Origin of the sequence: Amylibacter sp. IMCC11727 (genome assembly GCF_029854195.1) — a bacterium.
GTDB lineage: Bacteria > Pseudomonadota > Alphaproteobacteria > Rhodobacterales > Rhodobacteraceae > Amylibacter.
The window spans coordinates 2,959,470-2,979,272 of sequence record NZ_CP122960.1 but is presented as its reverse complement, the minus strand read 5'-3'; the positions used below and the strand labels follow the sequence as shown (position 1 = coordinate 2,979,272).

Below are 19,803 nucleotides of genomic sequence, written 5' to 3'. Positions count from 1 at the left end.
ATAATCGGGTATCAGCCCAGACAGGGAACAACTGAGGACAACCATGCTTGCCAAGATTTATCAGCCAGCGCGCAACGCCATGACATCAGGTCAGGCGAAAACCAAAACTTGGGTTTTGGAATTCACTCCTGAAGAGGCGCGCCAGATTGATCCGTTGATGGGGTGGACCAGTTCCAGTGATATGAACAGCCAAGTGCGTCTGATGTTCGAAAGCAAAGACGCCGCAGTTGATTATGCCACCAACGAAGGCATTCCTTACACGGTGTTTGAACCGCAAAAGCGCAAACAGAACGTGCGCGCGGGCGGCTATGGCGATAATTTCGCCACCAATCGCCGCACAGTTTGGACACACTAAGCCTTGATCGCGCCGCCGTTTTGGCGCATCACGCACTCAGCGGTCCCGTAGCTCAACTGGATAGAGCATCTGCCTTCTAAGCAGAGGGTTGGGGGTTCGAGTCCTCCCGGGATCGCCATTTCTGTCTTTTGAACCATTGCCTTGGTCATCCGCCCGCGCCACCATGGGTGTGCAAAAGACATGAGGACGATATGGATCAACTGGCCCCAATTGACGACACAATCACGATTGCTGATTTGGTGCGCGATCCGTACCCGATTTACAAACGGTTGCGGGCCGAAGCGCCTGTGTTGCGGGTTACGTCTGTTGGCCGCACCATGCTCACCAAGGCAGCGGATACACGGATGGTCAAAGACACCCCCGCGGTGTTCAGCTCGAACGACCCAAACACGCCGATGGAGCGGGCGTTTCAGGCGCATACTTTGATGCGTAAAGATGCCGAAGATCATGCCCGCGAACGGGGCGCCATGGCCCCCAGTTATTCTGCCAAAAACATCAAAGGCAGTTGGGAGCCGATCTATCGCGATATTGCCGAACGCCATGTGGCGGAATTGCCGCGTGGGGAAACGGTTGATTTGTTTACCGCCCTTGCTGGCCCCTTTGCGGCAGAGTGTTTAACCCATTTGCTGGGCATACCAAACGCCAGTGTGGATGATATGCAACGTTGGTCGCAGGTGTTGATTGATGGGGCTGGGAATTTCGGCTGGGCTGATGCGCCGTTTGTGGCCAGTGACGCGGCGAATACGGAAATGAATGCCTGCTTTGATGCGATGATTGATCACCACAAAGTGGAGCAAGGGCCAAGCGCATTATCGGTTATGGTGAACGCCGACGATCCGATAGACATGAGCCAAATCCGCAGCAATATCAAAATTGCCATTGGGGGCGGAATTAACGAGCCGCGCGATGCGCTGTTGACGATTGTGTATGGGCTGTTGAGCAATCCAGATCAGTTTGCGGCCTGTAAGGCAGATGCTTTGTGGGGTGCGGCCTTTGATGAAGGCATTCGCTGGTGTGCGCCCATTCAGGTGAGCAGCCGTTTGGTGAAAGAAGACGTTGAACTGCGCGGCTGTTTGATCCCCAAAGGGGATACTGTGATGACCATTCAGGCTTCGGCTTGTCACGACGAAGACCTATATGATGTGCCCGAAACATTTGATATTTTCCGCGCCAAACAACCCCATCAGGCGTTCGGAAATGGGCCGCATTTTTGCCAAGGCATGCACATCGCCAAACGGATGTTGGCGCAGTTGATGTTGCCGATGCTGTTTGAACGGTTCCCGAATATGGAACTGGCTGGCCCAGTGAATTTCACCGGATTTGGGTTTCGCGGGCCAGCGGCTGTTCCTGTCAAACTCGTTTAGCGTGGGGCCATGCGGATCGCGCCGTCAAGGCGGATCACTTCGCCGTTGATCATCGGGTTGTCGATGATGTGGCCCACCAGTTTGCCGAACTCTTCTGGATTGCCAAGGCGCGACGGAAAGGGAACTTGCGCGCCCAGACTGTCTTGAACCTCTTGTGGCAATCCTTCGAGAAGGGGTGTTTTGAACAGGCCCGGGGCGATGGTGGCAATGCGCACCCCTTTGTCGGCCAAGTCGCGCGCCATGGGCAGGGTCATGCCGACGATGCCGCCTTTGGATGCGGCATAGGCCACTTGGCCCACTTGCCCTTCATAGGCCGCAACCGAAGCGGTGTTCACAATCACGCCCCGTTCCCCGTCTGGCGCCGTTGGATCACCCGCGACCATGCCCGCCGCTGCAGTGGAGGCGCAATAGAACGAGCCAAGCAGGTTCACGCCGATAACTTTGGCAAAGAGGGCAGGATCATGGGGTTCGCCACGTGACACGGTTTTGGACGCAGGGCCGATGCCCGCACAGTTCACCAAAATGCGTTCTTGGCCCTGTTTGGCGCGGGCCTGTTCAAAGCCGTCTTTCACGCTGTCAGGGTTTGAAACATCCACTTCCTGCCAAGTTGCACCGAGTTTTGCAGCGGTTTGCGTGGCTGCGTCTGCGTTCATGTCAAACAGGCAAACTTTGGCGCCGCGTCCTGCCAAATGGGCTGCAACCGCCGCCCCAAGCCCCGATGCGCCCCCTGTAACGATGGCAGATGTATTGGTTAAATCAGACATGCAGCGTTCCTTAATATTGTTTCGACGCGTTCTTTATGAGAGATGTTACAGAATTATTGCACTGACTGAAAAGGCTGGTTCGTATGGTTTCGAGAATTGTCATGACACATGGCGCAGCGTTACATTGCCAAATCGAAGGACCAGCAGATGCGCCTGCGGTGGTGTTTTCCAACTCGCTCGGAACTGATTTTCGTATCTGGGATGCGGTTGTGGCAGAGCTGGCGCAGAATTACCGCGTGCTGCGATATGATAAGCGGGGACATGGGTTATCTGACGATCCCGATACAGGCTGGGCCATGCACGAGTTGGTCACCGATGCGGCCACTTTGATGGATCACTTTGGCCTGTCCAACGCCGCCTTTGTGGGTCTGTCAGTTGGTGGGTTGATCGCGCAAGGGTTGGCGGCAGAGCGTCCCGATCTGGTCAGGCTGCTGGTGCTGGCAGATACGGCCGCACGCATTGGCAATGATGATTTGTGGAATGATCGTATCGCACAGGTGAAAGCCGATGGACTCGGCTCCATGGCAGATGCCATTTTGGAACGTTGGTTTGCGCCAGAGTTTCACCATGACGGCAACTTTGCCATGTGGCGCAACATGTTGGTGCGCACAACAGATCAGGGCTATGCGCGCGTGTCCGCTGCCATTCGCGACACGGATGTGATGGAAAGCACGTCACGCCTGACCCAGCCAACATTGGCCGTGGTCGGGGATCGCGATGGGGCCACGCCGCCCGATTTGGTGCGCGAAACCGCAGAGCTGATTTCTGGATCGCGGTTTTCGATTATTCGCGGTGCGGGGCATTTGCCTTGTGTGGAAAAACCGCAAGTCTTTACCCAATTGCTGCGCGGCTTTTTTGGGGAAAACGGGCATGTCTGATCGGTATGACACGGGCATGGCAACCCGTCGTGCGGTTCTTGGGGATGCGCATGTGGATAAGGCAGAGGCCGCAAAGACCGCGTTTGATGAACCCTTCCAAACCTTCATCACCGAAGGCGCATGGGGCAGCGTTTGGTCGCGCCCACATTTCACCAAACGGGAACGGTCTATTGTGACCCTTGCCCTGTTGGCCGCGCAGGGGAATTTCGAAGAAGTGGCCATGCACGTGCGGGCCACGGCGAACACGGGGGCCAGCACAGAAGACATGATCGAAACGATGATGCATGTGGCGGTTTATGCAGGGGTGCCAAAGGCCAATCAGGCATTGAAGATCATGAAACAAACGCTGGCCGAGATGGAAAATGAGTAACACGCCATTTGCTCCACGGGATCGCGGTTGGCATCCGCCAGCGTTTCACGAACCCTATCGTTCCACGCATTTGCGCGCGCCTCAGCAAAAGTTGCTGAAAATGCCCCAATCCGCGTCAGAGCTGAGCGGCCCCGTGTTTGGGCATGATCTGATCGGTGAATTGGACGCGGATTTGATCCATAACTTTGCGGCAAGCGGCGAAGCCGCCATTGGCCAACGCACCATCGTGCATGGGCGTGTTTTGGATGAAAATGGGCGCGGTGTTCCAAATTGCCTTGTCGAAGTTTGGCAGGCCAATGCGGGCGGGCGATACCGCCACAAAAAAGAAGGATACATCGCAGCACTCGACCCGAATTTCGGCGGCTGTGGGCGGTTTATCACCAAAGAGGACGGCTCTTATTCCTTCCGCACGGTGAAACCTGGAGCTTACCCTTGGCCCAATGGCCCAAATGATTGGCGGCCTGCGCATATCCATTTCAGCCTGTTTGGCCATGCCTTTGCGCAACGCCTGATCACGCAGATGTATTTCGAAGGGGATCCGTTGATTGATCTGTGCCCTATCGTGGGATCAATTCCATCACGCGAAGCTGTAGACAGGTTGATCGCGCCTTTGGATATGGAGGCAACTGTTCCTATGGATGCGCGGGCCTATCGGTTCGATATCGTTCTGCGGGGCCGGGATGCGGCACTGTTCGAACATGAGCAGGAGGGCATGTGATGGGGCAGTTGAAAGAAAGCCCAAGCCAAACCGCTGGCCCTTATGTGCATATTGGCTGTGTGCCGAATTTTGCCGAGGTAACAGGGGTGTATCCCGCAGATTTAGGACAGGTCATTGCAAGGGACGAAGCCGCAGGGCAGCGCATTACCATAAAAGGACGCGTGATTGATGGGGCAGGTGCGCCCTTACTCGATGCGATGATCGAGGTGTGGCACGCCGATGCAAACGGGGTTTATGCCAGCCAAGAGGGTGCAGACCCGCATGTTGCAGGGTTTGGCCGTGTGGCAGGGGATCAGGACACGGGTGTTTTTGAAATCACCACGATCAAACCAGGGTCTATTGGGGATGAGCACGCGCCGCATCTAAGTCTTTGGATTGTGGCACGTGGGATAAACACGGGGCTGCACACGCGGATGTATTTTGCAGGGGACCCACTGAATGCGGTTGATCCTGTTTTGTTGGCGGCAGGGGATCGGGCCAACACCCTGATCGCACACCCTGATGATGGCGGTGATTTTGTCTTTGATATTCACCTTCAAGGCCCCGCTGAAACTGTATTTTTGGACATGTAAGGATTGACCATGGACCCTTGTATTATTTGCGTTGCGATCACGGGATCTGTTCCGACCCAAGCGGACAACCCAGCCGTGCCGATTTCCATATCAGAGCAGGTTGAAAGCACGCAGGAAGCCTTTGAAGCAGGGGCAAGCATTTGCCATGCACATGTGCGCAATGCGGATCAAACCCCGTCTTCGGACCCTGATAAATTTGCGGCCCTGAAAGAAGGATTGGAAAAGCATTGCCCTGGCATGATTGTTCAGTTTTCCACGGGCGGGCGGTCTGGCAATGGGCGTGAACGGGGGGGGATGCTGTCTTTGCGTCCCGATATGGCGAGCTTGACTGTCGGGTCGAATAACTTTCCTACGCGGGTTTATGAAAACAGCCCCGATTTGGTGGATTGGCTGGCGTCAGAGATGAAAGCCCATGATGTAACTCCAGAAATCGAAGCGTTTGATCTGAGCCACTTGTTCCAATGTGCTAAGATGATTGAAGACGGACGTTTGCCTGAAAAACTGCATGTGCAATTTGTCATGGGCGTGAAAAATGCCATGCCTGTGGACCGTGAGGTGTTTGATTTTTACGTCAAAACCACCAAGCGATTGATGCCACAGGTTACATGGTGTGCTGCGGGAATTGCGCAAAACCAAATCGTGTTGAACGAATGGGTGATCGCCGAAGGTGGGCATGCGCGCACTGGATTGGAAGACAACATTCGCATGGATCGCACAACATTGGCCCCCTCAAATGCTGCGTTGGTGCAGCGGTGTGTTGATCTGTGTGAAACATACGAACGCCCCGTCGCCACATGGCAACAAGCCCGCGAGATGCTGGGGTTGCGCGCCGTCTAACGCCCCGTGATACGTGACGTTTTGGCGAACACTGCTTGCGCCTGTGTGCAATCTTCGATTGGGTGGGGGCATTACGTTTTGGACAGATCATGAGCAATTCCACACCCCCATCAGACATTGGCCGCCCTTGGGTTGGCATTGGTTGGATGATGGTCACAGGCCTGATGTTTGTCTGTGTGACAGGCATTGTGCGCTACATCGGATCAGACGTACCCGCAGCCCAAGCGGCGTTTATCCGTTATGTGATTGGGCTGGTGATTATGCTGCCGTTCATGGGCGAAATCTTTAAAGGGCGGTTCAGCGGCGGTGATTTGGCCTTCTATTCCGTGCGTGGGTTTTGCCATGCGCTGGGTGTGATCCTGTGGTTCTTTGCCATGGCCCGCATTCCCATCGCGGAAGTCACGGCCATTGGGTATCTATCCCCGATTTACATCGCCATTGGCGCGGCGATCTTTTTGGGGGAAAAACTGGCGGCGCGGCGGATTTTGGCGATTGTCGCCGCCTTTGTCGGCGCGATGGTGATCCTGCGACCCGGGTTTCAAACCATCAACGAAGGTCAAACGGCTATGCTGTTCACTGCGCCCCTATTTGCCGTGTCCTATCTGTTGGCCAAACGACTGAGCATGCAGGCCAATCCCGCGGTTGTTGTGGGTATGTTGTCGGTGTTTGTGACCATTGGGCTTGCGCCTTTTGCTTATGCTGTTTGGAGTCCGCCATCGTTAACGGATGTGATGTGGTTGGGGCTGGTTGCGGTGTTTGCGACCATTGGCCATTTCACCATGACCAAAGCGTTGAGCGCCGCGCCCCTTGCGGTGACGCAACCTGTTACGTTTTTGCAATTGGTTTGGGCGACGATGCTGGGGTATTTCCTGTTTGCCGAAGACGTGGATGTCTATGTGCTGACAGGGGGTGGCATTATCATCGCAGCGGTCAGTTTTATCTCCTACCGCGAATGGGTGTTGTCGCGCCGCGCAAACACGCCACCTGCCGTTGCGGTCAAAAATTAGGCGATTCCGTTTGACGCCCCTGATGCCCCAGCGTTAGATCGGGAGAACAGTTAAGGGAGCCCGCCTCATGAAACGCATCGACAATCATTTGCCTACCGTGGATTTGCAACGTCTTGACGCAGCGCATCACATGCACCCGTTTACCAAAGGGGACGAGCTGAACGCCAAAGGCGCACGTGTAATCACCAAAGCGCAAGGCGTTATGCTGACAGATAGCGAAGGGGTTGAAATTCTGGATGGAATGGCAGGGCTGTGGTGCGTGAACCTTGGCTATGGCCGATCTGAATTGGCGCAGGCTGCCGCGGCGCAAATGGACCAACTGCCCTATTACAACACGTTTTTCCAAACCACGCACCCGCCTGTGGTGGCTTTGGCATCGCGCATTGCGGAGCTGACGCCTGAGGGGATGAATCACACGTTTTTCGCATCCTCTGGGTCCGAAGCAAACGACACGAACATCCGTCTTGTGCGCCAGTATTGGGCATTGATGGGCAAGCCAGACAAAAAGGTGATTATCAGCCGCAAGAATGGCTATCACGGGTCGTCGATGGGGTCTGCCAGCCTTGGTGGGATGGCGTTTATGCACGCACAGGGGGGGATGCCGATCCCTGATATCACCCACATCGATCAACCCTATTGGTACGCTGAGGGTGGCGATATGGACCCCGCCGAATTTGGCCTGCAACGGGCGCGGTTGTTGGAACAAGAAATCGACCGTTTGGGCGAAGGCAACGTGGCTGCCTTTATCGCGGAACCGATCCAAGGGGCGGGGGCAGTGATCATCCCGCCAGAAACATATTGGCCTGAAATTCAGCGCATCTGCGCCGAACGGGAAATCCTGTTGATCGCGGACGAGGTGATTTGCGGCTTTGGGCGCACAGGGGAATGGTTTGGGTCACAAACCCTGAACATTCGCCCGGATGTGATGACCATCGCGAAGGGGCTATCATCTGGGTATCAGCCTATCGGTGGGTCGATCATTTCGGATGCGGTCGCGGATGTGATCAATTCGGAAGAATTTGCCCATGGCTACACCTATTCAGGGCATCCTGTGGCCTGTGCCGTTGCGCTCGAAAATCTGCGCCTATTGGAAGAAGAAGGCATTGTTGACCGCGTGAAATCAGAGGCAGCGCCGTATTTGGCGAAGAAATGGAAAGAGTTGGAGGATCACCCGTTGGTGGCCGAAGCCCGATCCATTGGTCTGATGGGGGCGTTGGAAATGTCCCCAGACAAAGCAAACCGCGCGCCGTTCAAAGTGGATGCTGGCACGGTTGGTCTGCGGTGCCGCGAACGGTGTTTTGCCAATGGTTTGGTGATGCGCCACGTGGGCGATACGATGATTATCTCACCGCCGCTGATCATTTCGAAGGATGAAATTGATCTGCTGTGCGCCCGCGCGGTTCAGGCGCTGGATGAGACCCTTGCGGGTCTCAAATCCGATGGTTTGATGCAGTAACGGGTTACGGCAGCAGTTTGTCGCGGAACACGTAGCCGATGATTTGGCTGCGTGTGATGCCGTGCTTTGCTTGCAATGTGGCGTCATCCATCGCTTGCAGTTCTTTGATCGCTTCGGAGCGTGCGCCTGCATTGTGGATGTCGGCAAAAAAGGTGCCGATGGCGGATGTTACAGCTGTCCATGCGTCTGCAATGGTTGAGCCAAAGGTGTTTGTCGTGTCTGAGATATAGGCCATTTATTAACCCTTTCGTCTTTGATGCGTTTCAGAGCGCCTGCTCTTTGAATTGACGCTTAAATGGGTTTACGGGCGCGTTAAGACAACTGACAATTGGGGAATGCCGCTATGCGCTGAGCGCAAGGCTCGCCGTAAGACTCTGATTATAAGGCGTAAAAATATGGCGTCCTGCGGCGAAGCCTGATCTGTTTGGCGCAAATTATTTTGGGCGGCGATTGATCATTGCCGCTTCGGGGTTGAGCCAAGCCACGGAATGCGACAATGAAGAGAGTGAGATTGAAAGGAACTGGTAATGGACAGCGAGATCGAGAGCATTTTGGATGCGCTGAGCGTTGCCGTGTTTATCGTCGACGCAGATCAAACCATAACCTATCGCAATTCCGCCTCCGTTAGCCTGTTTGGGACGGGGTTGCGTAACAAAAAACTGTCTCACTTTGTGCCGAACAAACGCTGCATTCGGGCCGTTGACGATGTTCTGGACGGAGCAGATCGCCAAAGCGTGGATGTGCGGTTGCAATTGGTCGTTCCAACATCCTTTCGCATGACAGCGGTGTCCTTGCAAAAAAACGCTACGCGGGATGGAGCATCTGCCGTTGTGAGCTTTGAGGATGTGAGCCACATTTTGGAAGCCGAGCAGATGCGAACGGATTTTGTGGCCAATGTGAGCCATGAGTTGCGATCCCCGCTGACGGCGCTTTATGGGTTTATTGAAACCCTGCAAGGGCCCGCGCGGTCGGACCAGCAGGCCTCGGATCGGTTTTTACAACTGATGGAAAGAGAAGCCGCCCGTATGGCGCGGCTGATCGATGATTTGCTGTCTCTGTCAAAACTGCAATCCGAAGAACGTTATGCGCCTACAGAAAAGGTGACGATCAACCCTATTTTGGAACGGATTGTGGCATCGCTGGAGCCGATTTTGATGAAAGAGCAGGCAACAGTGGCAACAGATTTTGGTGCAGATTTGCCCGATGTGTTTGGCAATGTGGATGAATTGACCCAAGTCTTTGCAAATTTGATCGAAAACGCCGCCAAATATTCTCGTCCTGATGCAGTGATCAGGGTGGCCTCGCGTATTGACGATAAAGAACCTGAAATGGTGCGCATCACGGTGACGGATCAGGGGGACGGCATTGCGCCCAAACATATCGCGCGGCTGACGGAACGATTTTATCGCATTGATAAGGGCCGATCACGGGATAAGGGCGGAACAGGACTGGGCCTTGCGATTGTGAAGCACATTTTGATGCGCCATCGGGGCCGTTTACAGATTGATAGCGAGCAAGGCACAGGCAGCACCTTTTCAGTTGTTTTGCCCTGCGCTCGCTGAGCCAGCGTGAAAACCTCGTAATTTCCCGACTCAACGAACGGTAGTGTTTGACAGGTGCCGCCTTTGTGCCGTCTGATAAGGTAACTTATTTTTACGGTTATTTTGAAAGGGAGCGATATGAATTTTTCATGGGGTGGCGCCAAGCGTTCAAAAACAGATAATGCCTATCTTGATTGGTTTGATCATGTGTACCAGCCAGGGCGTGACGGTGCGTTTGGATACGACATTACGCTGGTACGACTAAAGCCAACAGGCAGCCCCGCATCTATCAAAACAACGTTAACGTGGTTGGCCGCGCAAGCAGATCAGGCAACGGCAGCATCGGATTTCATCCTTGATGACGTAGAACGGGTACGTATCGCCGCCCTGATCCAAGATCCACCTCGCGCGGACGTGCAGGTGGATGTGTTTTTGCACCAAAAACGCAGCGTGGAGAATTTTGCAAAAACCTACAAAGCGGAATTTGTTCTGATCCCCAATGGGGCTGCGCGACCGAAATCGGTGCAAACGGCCAAGCCGACGAAACCGATGTTGGCGCCAATTGTGGCGGTCATTGATGATGCTATTGGGTATTTGAACGCGCGGTTTACATCCGATGCGTCAGGCACGCGAAAAACGCGGCTGCATGGCGTGTGGCTGCAAACGCAGGATCAGTTGGTGAAAAACGGATCGCATGTGTCGATGCAGAACGGATTGCAAGTGGATGCAGCCAGTATTGACGCGCTATTGGCCAAAGGACCGCAACTGGATGAAGCCGCAGAATATGCAGCGGTGAATGATCGGCTATTTGGTCACGAAATCAGCCCGATTTGGAACGGAGTTACCGCGGGTGCAGGTTCAGAATTGGCCAGCACACACGGAACAACCGTGTGCGATATCGCAGGAGGAGCAGAGCCAACCGATGAAGATGACGCCCTGCGCGACTGCCCCATGTTGGCGGTGCAATTGCCCCCCCAAGCGGTCGAAGACACTTCAGGAGCCACATTGCAGCCTTATGTGGTGCGGGCCTTGCGCTGGATCATAGAACAGGCAGACGCGTTGGCGGTGAAGGGACAGCATCGCCCTTTGGTGGTCAATCTGTCGATTGGAGTGCTGGCTGGGGCCAAGGATGGAACAAGCCTGATTGATCGCCAAATTGCAGCGGAAATCCTGCGCCGAGAGCAGCGCACAGGTGTGCCGATGCGGGTGGTCTTTGCCTTTGGGAATGACAATTTGACCCGCCAGATTGGGCATATGACCGTAAAGCCGAACAAACCAAAACCCGTGACCCTGCGTGTGCAATCAGAGGATTATACGCCAAGTTTTGTGGAGTTGCGGCCAGATCGCCCCGAAGACATGCTGTTGCAGCTGGATTGTTTGCAGGCCTCGCCTTTGGCGCTTGGGTCCATTCCCGCAGGGAAATCTGTATCTTTGGCAGCAGGGGATGGTCGCGCGGTGGCGCGGGTGTATTCCATTGCGGCACAGCCCTTGGATGGAGGTAGGCAAACTGCGCCCTATTACCTGTTGGCGATTGCACCAACGGCGGCGTTTACGTCCAGTAAAGTCCTTGCGCCATCGGGGCCATGGACCATCACACTTGGCACGCAAAACGCCAAACAATCGGTCCGCATCGAAGTGCAACGCGACGATCGCCCGCTTGGGTTTCAGGCCTTGGCACGACAATCCTATTTGGATGATCACAAATTGTGGGATTGGACGCCGCCCAAGAAAACCCCCTATACCCCACCTGCAAATGGTCCTGTCACCACGCGGGGAACCCATTCTGCTTGGGTGTCTCCCGAAATGCCTGCGCAAATCTATTGCGTTGGTGCGGCGCTGGGGGACACGGGGTTTGCAGCCCCTTATACCGCAACTGGGGCGCCTGATGTGCGCAAAGAACCGAGCCTGTCTGCCATTGGCGACAGCAGTTGGACGTTGCGCGGTGTCATGGCCAGTGGCACGTTAAGCGGCACAACAACCGTTTTGTCAGGCACATCTGTGGCCGCCCCCCAAATCACGCGATCCTTGGCGCAGCTGTTTGCCAACAATCCAGATATCGGCCCGTGGCACACCGCAGCGCAAAATGCGCAAGCGGAACTGGATGCGCTTGCAGCATTGCAATGGTCGTTCCAGCCGAAATATCAGATTGATCAGCTTGGTGCGTTAACGGTTTCAGATGAGGCTGGTTTGCGATCTCGTATGGATCAAGCGTATTAAAGCGTTTCGTGAAAAGCTTTAAAGGAATGGCTGCGGATCATACGACCCGCAGCCATTTCGGTTTAGGCTTCCCACTCTTCTGCGGCGGCGTCCCACAGTTTTGACAACAGATTTGTGCGACCTTTGGTCGGCAGTGCAAAATCTGTGCGGGTGATCGTTGGATTGCTGCTACCAGACCCGTCAGGGGGCATCGTTTCCCCAAGCAAGGTCAGGTTAAAGTCGCCTTTAAATGCGCCGCCGTTAAAAGCATAGCTCGACGTCTTTTTCGCGCCGCGAGAATAGTTGATGATGAATTCGGCGATGCCGATCCCAAGGGCCGCACCTGCCACGCTGTCTGTGGGGAAATGCACCCCTGCCACTGTGCGGTTCAACGCGATGCGGGCCGCCAAACGATAGGCTGGCAACTGATCGCGCACACCTTTGACGGGGTTTTTGTAATTCGGATCCGTCAGATAAGCCATCAATGTGGCTGCAGCAAAGGCTTCGGTCGCGTGTCCGCTTGGCCAAGTGCCATGCCCTGGGGTCTGGATCATTGGCTGCACCTCTTGCGCAAACGCGATGGGGCGGGGACAATCAAAGAGCTGTTTCAAACGCATCTCGCACACTTGGCAGGTGCGTTGGATCAACGCGTAAACTTCGAGCGTCCATTTGTTGCTGCTGCTCGACAGATAGCTGAGCGCGCCAAAGAATGGGGTCAAATCGCCGATTTGGGTTTCAATTTCCGCCTGACGATCAAACCGCAGGTCTGCCGCCGCGCGCAGGTAATGCAGCTGTGTTTCAAAATCGCTCAGGCTTGGGCGGGACAGATTCACAATGGGTTCATTCATGCCAGCGCCCACAAAACTGATTCCGGCGGTGTTGTGTTCCACCGTATCATCGACGCGGATGAGCCCCATGATCTCTGCCAGAATGGCAGCAGAACGGGGATAAGCGCCCATTTTTTTGAAGGTTTTCCATTGCCGTTCTGCGCTGCTGCCATTGCCCGATTGATAGGACACGGGCCGTGTTGGCGTACCATCCCAAAAACGTTGCGTTCCATCACGGGTGGTAGTCAGCGCCGTGCCTGCATAGGGATTTCCAGCATATCCTTGGGGCCCCTGTGGGCCTTGTGGACCTTGGGGTCCTTGCGGGGTTTGTGGGCCCTGCGGTCCTTGTGGGCCTTGCGGACCTTGTGGCCCTTGCGGGCCCTGAGGACCTTGGGGTCCTTGTGGGGTGAAAACAGCCATGTGAGAAACTCCTTTTATCTATAATTTGATTGAAAGAGCATCCGATGCGCTTGTCAATTTTTCAGCATCTAAGACAACAAATTTGACGATTTTTTCACAAATTACAAAAAAGACCTGCTAGTTTGCTACTAAGGGATGAGCATATTCGCCATTTGGGGGTCCTAGGAAAACCATAAGGTGAGTGAGGGGAAGGTTTCAAAGTTGATCAAAATTCAGGCGATTGGTCCATTTCAAGTGTTGGGGCCAGACGCAACACCGCTGACGCCAAAGGGTTCAAAAGCTTGCGCGTTGTTGGCGATTCTTGCGCTGACAGATGGCAAATCCAGACCCCGAAGGTTTTTGGAAGAGAAGTTGTGGAGTGGCCGTGCGCCCGAGCAAGCGGGGCAAAGCCTGCGCCAAGAACTGACCCAAATTCGTCGCGCGTTGGGCGACCATACGGATTGTTTCATTGTCGATCGATCAACGGTGCGGCTCGACCCAGAGTTGGTCTCAGTAGATTACGACGACTTTGATGGCACGACCCATAAAGGGCGTGAGTTGCTCGAAGGATTGTTGGTGCGCGACACCGCATTTGAAGGGTGGTTGCAAGAAGTGCGCGGCGCATTTGACCGACGTAAATCAGCATTGGTTGCCCGCAACAAAGGATTGGTTTTGCGCACACGCACGAGCGATCCAAACACTGGGGCGTCTGGTATTTTGGGCGATGTTTTGGCCAACCAGATCGGCCAAAATATTGCCGAACAGGTTCGAGCATGGCGGCACGTAAATGTGCGCATGGCCGAAACCGATCAGGATGCGGCGGAAATTGAAATTGATGCGCAAGTGGCCGAAGAAGGTGGGCAAAGTCTGGCGTTCATCCGTCTAACCCATGCGCAAACGGGCCGCGTTTTACACACCCAAAAAGCGCAGGTCGATGCCAGTTCGATGCGCGCCGCCACCGAAGATTTGCTGGCAGACATCACGGTTGAAGCAGCGGAAAAAACGCTGGATGCAATGGCCAATACTTTCCCGTCAGAACGGCCCGAGCTGGCCTCTGCCGCGATGGCGCGTCGGGCTGTGCGCGAAATGGAAACCTTTGAAGCCAGCCGATTGGATGTGGCTGATCGTTTGTTGCGCAGCGCGTATGACATTGATCAAAACGGCCTTTTCTTGGCGTGGCAAAGTCTTTTGAAAACCATTCAACTGACTGAACTGCTCAGCACGAACAGGTCATCCGATTTGGAAATGATCGAAGGGTTGAACCGAAAAGCGTTGGAAATGGATGGGGACAACCCATTGGTGCAAGCGTTGGTCAATCAGGTGCAAGTGTTGATGTTTACCGATTTAGGCGCCGCCAATGCTGTGGCCAGTCAGCAGCTTGATCCAAACCTTTCGGGTGCGTTTTCCCTATCGTCCCTGGCCAGCGCAAACATGTGGGAAGGAGATGCTGAAACAGCCTATCAATTGACGAAAAAAGCGACCGATCTTGCGGGACGGTCAAGCTTTCATCATTGGTGGGATACGTTTCATTGCATCAGTTGTATTGCGTCTGGTCGATACGAAGAGGCCATTCAGTTCGGGGAATCCGCGGCCCGAGTGACCCCAAATTTCCGCCCCCCTTTGCGGCACCTTTTGGCGCTTTATGCGCACATGGGGGATCGCGAAAACATGTGGAAAATGGTGGCCGCGCTGAAACGGTTGGAACCTGATTTTTCGCTCGAACGGTTCAAGTTTGATGAAACCTATCCCGTGCGCACGTTGCGCCGCGCGAATTTGTTGAATTTTCCTGTAGAAGAGCCTTAGGCCGCTTGCGTTTTGCATTCGTTGTGCAAATGCTGTTTTCGAACAAGGGAGACAGCATATGGCACTGGAAGATGCAGCTAAGGTCATTGACGAGGCGTTCACGCGAGAAGGTCACAAAGGCAATTCGTTTGAAGCAACCTATGCGGGGGCCACATCGTTCCTGCGGCGCACTTATACCAAGGATTTATCGGATGCGGATCTGGCAGTAACAGGCATTCCGTTTGATTGTGCGGTTACAAACCGCCCTGGTACGCGGCTCGGTCCTCGCGCGGTACGTGAAGCGAGCGCATTGCAATCCCCTGATGCGCCCTATGGGTGGGATGTGGACCCGATGGTCGAGTTCAACGTTGTGGACTACGGCGATGTGGCATTCGATCATGCGAAAATTTGGGAGTTTCCCAAAGCACTGCAAAACCACATTGCCGGTATTCTGGCCACGAACACGGCGTGTTTGTCGATCGGGGGGGATCATTATGTCAGCTATCCCATTCTTAAGGCGCACGCAGAGAAATATGGCCCCCTATCGCTTTTGCATTTTGATGCGCATTCAGACACTTGGGTCGATGATGATCCTGATCGGATTGATCATGGAACCATGTTTTACAAGGCCGTTAAGGAAGGTTTGATCGACGTTGAGCGATCTGTTCAAGTGGGCATTCGTACCTCAAATCCAGATAACCTCGGCGTGCCAACCATCGACGCGCCAGAGGTGCATCGCATTGGACCAGAGGCGGTGGTTGAGAAGATCAAAGCGATCCTTGGCGATCATCAGACCTATCTGACGTTTGATATTGATTGCCTTGATCCAGCGTTTGCACCTGGCACGGGCACGCCCGTTTGGGGTGGTTTGTCCAGTGGTCAGGCCGCTGCGATTCTGCGCGGGTTGGCGGGGATCAACGTGGTGGGCATGGATGTTGTCGAGGTTTCACCACAATATGACGTAAGCGGAGCAACGGCGATTGCAGGTGCGCATGTAGCTGTTGAATTGATGTGCCTGTGGGCGCATCGCCAAAAGTTCGGAGCCTGATATGCCAAACCAACCGTTAGGTGGAAATGAGATGCCCCGTTTTGCAGGGCCAGGCACGTTTATGCGCCTGCCGGCGGCGGATACGGCACAAGGTTTGGATGTTGGCTTTATCGGCATTCCGATGGACATTGGCACAAGTTGGCGGTCTGGAACGCGGTTTGGTCCCAAACAAATCCGCGCCGAAAGCAATATGCTGCGCCCCTACAATATGTGGACCCGCGCGGCCCCGTTTGACAGTTTGCAATGCGCCGATCTGGGCGATGTGCCGATCAATACCTTTGATCTGAAGGACTCAGTTCGGCGGATCACGGAGTATTATGACGAAGTTTTAAAACACGATGTAACCCCGATGACGCTCGGCGGAGATCACACGCTGACACTGCCTGTATTGCGGTCCATTGCCAAAAAACACGGCCCCGTGGCGCTGGTTCATGTGGATGCCCATGCGGACATCAATGAACATATGTTTGGCGAAGAAATCGCGCACGGCACGCCGTTTCGTCGCGCCCATGAAGAAGGTCTGTTGCAGGACAATAAAGTGTTTCAGATCGGGTTGCGTGGCACTGGTTATGCGGCAGATGATTTTGATGAGGCACGCCGTTGGGGGTTTACGGTGATCCAAGCCGAGGAGCTGTGGCATCAATCGCTGACACCGCTGGCCGCACGGATCAAAGAACATATCGGCGATACGCCATGTTACATTACCTATGATATCGACAGCCTTGATCCTGCCTATGCGCCCGGAACGGGGACGCCTGAAATTTGTGGCCTGACCCCGCCCCAAGCGGTGGAATTGATCCGTGGTTTGGCTGGGCTGAACATCGTTGGTGTGGATCTGGTAGAAGTGTCGCCCCCTTATGATCCATCAGGGAACACCGCGCTGGTTGGCGCCAATATCTTATACGAAATGCTGTGCATTTTGCCGGGTGTCAAAACCGGCGGCTGAATATCCTCACATCAAAGAACAATGGGAAAAACATCATGAAAGCAGCGGTTTGCCGTGAATTTGGCGCTGATCTGAGCATTGAAGAGATCACGCTTGAGGCCCCGAAACGGGGCCAAGTGCAGGTAAAGCTGGAAGCCTGCGCCATTTGTCATTCGGACATTTTCGCCCAAGACGGCGCGTGGGGTGGGCATCTGCCCGCGGTGTTCGGGCACGAAGCTGCGGGGCGCATCACCGAAGTGGGCGATGGAGTCAAAGGATATGCGGTTGGCGATCCTGTTCTGGTTACATTGTTGCGCTCCTGCGGGGCGTGTCCATCCTGTGGATCGGGGCATTTGGTGAACTGCGAAGAGCCCTATGACCGCGTGGAAGAATCCCCCATTCGATTAAAAGATGGTGAGGTGGCCCAACACGGCATCAGCACGGGTGCGTTTGCCGAAAGCGTTGTGGTGGATCAAAGTCAGATTGTTTCGATCCCAGAAGATCTATCCATGGATGTGGCGAGCTTGCTGTCTTGTGGTGTGATCACAGGGCTTGGGGCGGTCACTAATACAGCGGGGGCACGGCCTGGCAGCACGGTTGCGGTGATCGGTGCTGGGGGCGTCGGTTTGAACGCAATCCAAGGGGCCGTACTGAGCGGATGTGTCACCATCGTTGCGCTGGATTTGGAAGACGACAAACTCGATGGCGCGCTGGAATTTGGCGCAACCCACGCGATCAAGGCAACGGACGCGGATGTAGTAGACAAGGTAAAGGCGGCCACTGGTGGGCGCGGTGTGGATTATGTGTTTGTGACCGTTGGGGCGATCAAAGCGTTTGAAACCGCCACCGATTACCTTGCCCCGCGCGGCGAAGTGATCATGGTGGGGATGCCCCCATCAGGGCAATTCGCCAGTTATGAACCCGTGATGATTACGGCCCTGAGCCAAACGATCAAAGGATCTTTGATGGGCGAAACCGTTTTGAAACGGGATATTCCGTGGCTGATCGAACAGTACAAACAGGGCCGACTGAAGCTTGATGAGCTGATTTCGAACCGCTACTCGCTCGATCAAATCAACGAAGCAATTGAAGACACTAAGGCAGGTAAATCCCGCCGCAACGTGATCGTCTTTGATTAATACAGTTGGGTTGCGTCGGGGTTAGTGGCTCCCGATGCGGCCCAATTGTACATCGTAATCCACTGACAAGCGGTAATCTGGATCATCGTCTGTATCGACCATCAATTGCCCTGCTTTGTTCAACAGTTGGTGGCAGTCTTGGCTCAGGTGGCGCAGCATCAGGCGTTTGCCTGCCGCGTCGTATTTTTCTGCCACCGCTTCAATCGCTTGCAAAGCGGATTGGTCCACAACCCGTGACCCCGCGAAATCGAGAATGACTGTGTCTGGATCATCTGCAGGTTTGAACAATTCTTGGAACCGCGTGGCAGAGCCAAAGAACAGGGGGCCTTCGATATCGTAAACCCGTGCGCCCGGTTCAGATTTGGATGGATGCGCGGTTGCGGAAATGCGTGAGGCGGCGTTCCATGCGTAAACCAGTGCGGACACGATGACGCCAACCACAACCGCAATGGCGAGGTCTTCTGCAACGGTTACCGCGGTGACGAGAATAATCACGAAGGCATCGGCGCGGGGTACGCGGGCAAGGATTTTAAGGGATTGCCATGCGAAGGTGCCAATGACGACCATGAACATCACGCCCACCAATGCGGCCAGTGGGATCAGTTCGATAATGCTGCTGCCCACCAGGATAAAGGCAAGCAGGAACAGCGCCGCGGAAATGCCAGACAGACGCCCGCGACCGCCAGAGTTTACGTTGATCATGGACTGGCCGATCATGGCACAGCCGCCCATGCCGCCAAAGAAACCTGTGACCGTATTTGCGGCCCCTTGCGCGAGGCATTCTTTTGATGCGCCGCCCCGCTGGTTGGTGATTTCACCCACAAGGTTGAGGGTAAGCAGGCTTTCGATCAGGCCAATGGCCGCGAGGATCACTGCGTAAGGCAGGATGATCCACAGTGTTTCGAGCGTGAGCGGAACGGATGGAATTGCGAAAGCTGGCAAGCCGCCTTCAACAGAAGCCAAGTCGCCAACGCGTGGGACGGGAACATCGAACAGAATAACCGCCGCAGCGATGATACCAATGGCGGCAAGCGGTGCGGGAAATGCCTTGGTCAGGCGCGGCGTGACCCAGATAATGGCCATCGTGGCCGCAACCAGCGCAAGCGTGATCCAAAGCGTGCTGCCCGACATCCATTCATGATGCCCTTCGCCATCTGGCACCTTGAACTGTTCCATTTGCGCCAAGAAAATAACGATGGCGAGGCCGTTTACAAAGCCAAGCATCACAGGGTGTGGCACCATGCGGATGAATTTACCAAGGCGGAAAATACCCGCAGCAATTTGTAAAATCCCCATCAGGACGACCGTGGCGAACAGATACTGCACGCCGTGATCTGCCACGAGCGAGACCATAACAACCGCCAGCGCACCCGTTGCCCCAGAAATCATGCCAGGACGCCCGCCAAACGCGGCAGTGATCAAGCCAACGATGAATGCGGCGTACAGGCCGACCAGCGGATCAACACCAGCAACAAAAGCAAAAGCGACAGCTTCGGGAACCAACGCCAATGCAACGGTTAGGCCCGACAGGATATCGGTGCGGGTTTGCGGCAAGTTCAGTTCCCGCGGGTGCGAGAAATACGAATTGTTACGCAAATTAGCGGCGAAATCGGAAATGGGTGTGC

19 protein-coding genes and 1 tRNA gene are annotated in these 19,803 nt (G+C 54.8%); 16 read left to right on the top strand and 4 right to left on the bottom strand.

What is annotated here, in order from left to right; all coding sequences use genetic code 11:
• Window positions 1-43 precede the first annotated feature (43 nt).
• From QBD29_RS14955 to QBD29_RS14945, 3 genes are all read left to right on the top strand, one after another.
• Complete coding sequence (locus QBD29_RS14955; RefSeq protein ID WP_280098884.1) at window positions 44-355, top strand: ETC complex I subunit; 312 nt, start codon at window positions 44-46, stop codon at window positions 353-355.
• Between the two features lie 41 nt (window positions 356-396).
• Window positions 397-473, top strand: a tRNA-Arg gene (locus QBD29_RS14950).
• A gap of 73 nt (window positions 474-546) precedes the next feature.
• Window positions 547-1,719, top strand: a complete 1,173-nt coding sequence (locus tag QBD29_RS14945) for a cytochrome P450 (RefSeq protein ID WP_280098883.1) — start codon at window positions 547-549, stop codon at window positions 1,717-1,719.
• Here the strand turns inward: QBD29_RS14945 and QBD29_RS14940 are convergent.
• The gene (locus tag QBD29_RS14940) at window positions 1,716-2,483 is read right to left on the bottom strand and encodes an SDR family NAD(P)-dependent oxidoreductase (RefSeq protein ID WP_280098882.1); all 768 of its coding nucleotides are present in this window, start codon (window positions 2,481-2,483) and stop codon (window positions 1,716-1,718) included. The two genes, QBD29_RS14945 and QBD29_RS14940, sit on opposite strands and share 4 nt — an antisense overlap.
• A gap of 101 nt (window positions 2,484-2,584) precedes the next feature.
• Here QBD29_RS14940 and pcaD point away from each other — a divergent pair, with 101 nt between their 5' ends.
• The 7 genes from pcaD to QBD29_RS14905 all read left to right on the top strand — a co-directional run bounded on the left by pcaD (window position 2,585) and on the right by QBD29_RS14905 (window position 8,321).
• Window positions 2,585-3,361 carry a 3-oxoadipate enol-lactonase gene (pcaD, locus tag QBD29_RS14935; RefSeq protein ID WP_280098881.1) on the top strand — a complete coding sequence of 259 codons (777 nt, stop codon included), beginning with the start codon at window positions 2,585-2,587 and terminating at the stop codon, window positions 3,359-3,361.
• Window positions 3,354-3,731: a 4-carboxymuconolactone decarboxylase gene (gene pcaC / locus QBD29_RS14930; RefSeq protein ID WP_280098880.1), complete on the top strand. Its 378-nt coding sequence runs from the start codon at window positions 3,354-3,356 to the stop codon at window positions 3,729-3,731. Before pcaD ends, pcaC begins: the two co-directional genes overlap by 8 nt.
• Entirely contained in the window at window positions 3,724-4,449 is a 726-nt protein-coding gene (pcaH, locus tag QBD29_RS14925; protein WP_280098879.1) for a protocatechuate 3,4-dioxygenase subunit beta, read from the top strand. The genes pcaC and pcaH overlap by 8 nt, the downstream gene beginning before the upstream one ends.
• Window positions 4,449-5,021 (top strand): protocatechuate 3,4-dioxygenase subunit alpha, encoded by a 573-nt coding sequence (gene pcaG, locus QBD29_RS14920; protein ID WP_280098878.1) that lies wholly within the window; start codon window positions 4,449-4,451, stop codon window positions 5,019-5,021. Before pcaH ends, pcaG begins: the two co-directional genes overlap by 1 nt.
• A gap of 9 nt (window positions 5,022-5,030) precedes the next feature.
• The gene (locus tag QBD29_RS14915; RefSeq protein WP_280098877.1) at window positions 5,031-5,858 is read left to right on the top strand and encodes a 3-keto-5-aminohexanoate cleavage protein; all 828 of its coding nucleotides are present in this window, start codon (window positions 5,031-5,033) and stop codon (window positions 5,856-5,858) included.
• 89 nt (window positions 5,859-5,947) lie between these two features.
• Window positions 5,948-6,865 carry a DMT family transporter gene (locus tag QBD29_RS14910; protein WP_280098876.1) on the top strand — a complete coding sequence of 306 codons (918 nt, stop codon included), beginning with the start codon at window positions 5,948-5,950 and terminating at the stop codon, window positions 6,863-6,865.
• Between the two features lie 67 nt (window positions 6,866-6,932).
• Window positions 6,933-8,321, top strand: a complete 1,389-nt coding sequence (locus QBD29_RS14905; RefSeq protein ID WP_280098875.1) for an aspartate aminotransferase family protein — start codon at window positions 6,933-6,935, stop codon at window positions 8,319-8,321.
• Between the two features lie 4 nt (window positions 8,322-8,325).
• Here the strand turns inward: QBD29_RS14905 and QBD29_RS14900 are convergent, their stop codons facing one another.
• Window positions 8,326-8,556: a hypothetical protein gene (locus QBD29_RS14900; RefSeq protein ID WP_280098874.1), complete on the bottom strand. Its 231-nt coding sequence runs from the start codon at window positions 8,554-8,556 to the stop codon at window positions 8,326-8,328.
• Window positions 8,557-8,848: 292 nt separating this feature from the next.
• Here QBD29_RS14900 and QBD29_RS14895 point away from each other — a divergent pair, with 292 nt between their 5' ends.
• Window positions 8,849-9,883 (top strand): ATP-binding protein, encoded by a 1,035-nt coding sequence (locus tag QBD29_RS14895; protein WP_280098873.1) that lies wholly within the window; start codon window positions 8,849-8,851, stop codon window positions 9,881-9,883.
• Window positions 9,884-10,000: 117 nt separating this feature from the next.
• Window positions 10,001-12,079 carry a S8 family serine peptidase gene (locus tag QBD29_RS14890; protein WP_280098872.1) on the top strand — a complete coding sequence of 693 codons (2,079 nt, stop codon included), beginning with the start codon at window positions 10,001-10,003 and terminating at the stop codon, window positions 12,077-12,079.
• A 62-nt stretch (window positions 12,080-12,141) separates the two neighbouring features.
• On the opposite strand, the gene QBD29_RS14885 is transcribed toward QBD29_RS14890, so the two are convergent.
• Complete coding sequence (locus QBD29_RS14885; protein WP_280098871.1) at window positions 12,142-13,305, bottom strand: phosphatase PAP2 family protein; 1,164 nt, start codon at window positions 13,303-13,305, stop codon at window positions 12,142-12,144.
• A 177-nt stretch (window positions 13,306-13,482) separates the two neighbouring features.
• On the opposite strand from QBD29_RS14885, the gene QBD29_RS14880 reads away from it, so the two are divergent.
• From QBD29_RS14880 to QBD29_RS14865, 4 genes are read left to right on the top strand one after another with little or no spacing between them, the layout of a single operon-like run.
• Complete coding sequence (locus QBD29_RS14880; RefSeq protein ID WP_280098870.1) at window positions 13,483-15,087, top strand: transcriptional regulator; 1,605 nt, start codon at window positions 13,483-13,485, stop codon at window positions 15,085-15,087.
• Between the two features lie 58 nt (window positions 15,088-15,145).
• Window positions 15,146-16,114, top strand: coding sequence for an agmatinase (speB, locus tag QBD29_RS14875; protein WP_280098869.1), 969 nt, complete (start codon window positions 15,146-15,148; stop codon window positions 16,112-16,114).
• A gap of 1 nt (window position 16,115) precedes the next feature.
• Window positions 16,116-17,060 (top strand): agmatinase, encoded by a 945-nt coding sequence (speB, locus tag QBD29_RS14870; RefSeq protein WP_280098868.1) that lies wholly within the window; start codon window positions 16,116-16,118, stop codon window positions 17,058-17,060.
• 35 nt (window positions 17,061-17,095) lie between these two features.
• Window positions 17,096-18,178, top strand: coding sequence for a Zn-dependent alcohol dehydrogenase (locus QBD29_RS14865; RefSeq protein ID WP_280098867.1), 1,083 nt, complete (start codon window positions 17,096-17,098; stop codon window positions 18,176-18,178).
• A 21-nt stretch (window positions 18,179-18,199) separates the two neighbouring features.
• On the opposite strand, the gene QBD29_RS14860 is transcribed toward QBD29_RS14865, so the two are convergent.
• Window positions 18,200-19,774, bottom strand: a complete 1,575-nt coding sequence (locus QBD29_RS14860; protein ID WP_280100977.1) for a SulP family inorganic anion transporter — start codon at window positions 19,772-19,774, stop codon at window positions 18,200-18,202.
• Between the last annotated feature and the right edge of the window lie 29 nt (window positions 19,775-19,803).